The organism is Citrobacter sp. wls757 (genome assembly GCF_005280935.1).
In the GTDB taxonomy this organism is placed as follows: Bacteria; Pseudomonadota; Gammaproteobacteria; order Enterobacterales; family Enterobacteriaceae; genus Citrobacter; species Citrobacter portucalensis.
This window is the reverse complement of sequence record NZ_SZWU01000058.1, coordinates 2513-3580: the sequence shown is the minus strand read 5'-3', so window position 1 is coordinate 3580 and position 1068 is coordinate 2513. Positions and strand designations below refer to the sequence as shown.

Below are 1068 nucleotides of genomic sequence, written 5' to 3'. Positions count from 1 at the left end.
GGTTCTGATACCCGCCGTTTCATTTTCTGCGAGGCAATGTGGTAACTTTGCGCATTATCCTTATTTCAGGAGCGCATTATCCATGGAACGCACGCACCGCATCGATCTGAAGTTACTGCGTTATTTTCTTGCTGTCGCAGAAGAACTGCATTTTGGACGTGCTGCTGCTCGCCTGAATATGTCGCAACCGCCGCTCAGTACCCATATTAAAGAGCTGGAGCAACAGCTCGGCACTTTGCTATTTATCCGTCATTCCCGCAGCGTGGCGTTAACTCACGCGGGAAAGATATTGATGGAAGAGTCGCGCCGACTGTTATCCAGTGCTAATCAGGCGCTGGCGAGAGTGGAGCAAATTGGTCGTGGTGAGGCAGGGCGAATTGAGCTTGGCGTTATCGGTACAGCGATGTGGGGAAAAATGCGTCCGGTGATGCGGCGTTTTATGAAGGATAATCCCAATGTTGAGGTGCTGTTTCGCGAGAACATGCCCGCGATGCAGATGACGATGCTGGAACGGCGTGAACTGGATGCGGGAATTTGGCGGATGGCTACGGAGCTTTCTGCCGGGTTTACCAGTTTGCGTTTGCATGAGTCCTCTTTTCTGGTTGCCATGCCGGAAGAACATCCTCTTACTGCCTGTGAGTCCATACCGCTGGAGGCGTTGAGAAATGAATATTTTGTCACAATGCCTTCCATTCATACTGACTGGGCATTTTTGCAGCGAGTTTGCCTGAGTGCTGGATTTTCCCCGATGATTATTCGTGAGGTGAGGGAGCCGCAAACGGTGCTGGCGATGATCAGCATGGGGATTGGTATTACGTTAATTGCTGACAGCTATGCGCAGATGAATTGGCCTGGCGTGGTATTTCGACCGTTAGAGGAACGTATTCCGGCGGATTTGTATATTGTGTATGACCAACTGCAGGCGACACCCGCGCTGGAGAAACTGGTAGCGGCATTGACGATGTGATGTCTGTGCCGGATGGCGACTAACGTCTTATCCGGCCTACGTGTGTAGTGTTGTCTGTGCCGGATGGCGGCTGACGTCTTATCCGGCCTACGCGTGCGGTA

1 protein-coding gene is annotated in these 1068 nt (G+C 52.1%); it reads left to right on the top strand.

Annotation, left to right across the window (positions count from 1 at the left end; genetic code table 11):
- Positions 1–82 precede the first annotated feature (82 nt).
- Positions 83–967, top strand: coding sequence for a LysR family transcriptional regulator (locus FDW94_RS14470; protein ID WP_137377794.1), 885 nt, complete (start codon positions 83–85; stop codon positions 965–967).
- Positions 968–1068: the final 101 nt, after the last annotated feature.

What these genes read in the sequence shown, in the direction of transcription:
- FDW94_RS14470 (WP_137377794.1), top strand. Translation starts at nt 83, where the DNA reads ATGGAACGCACGCACCGCATCGATCTGAAGTTACTGCGTTATTTTCTT.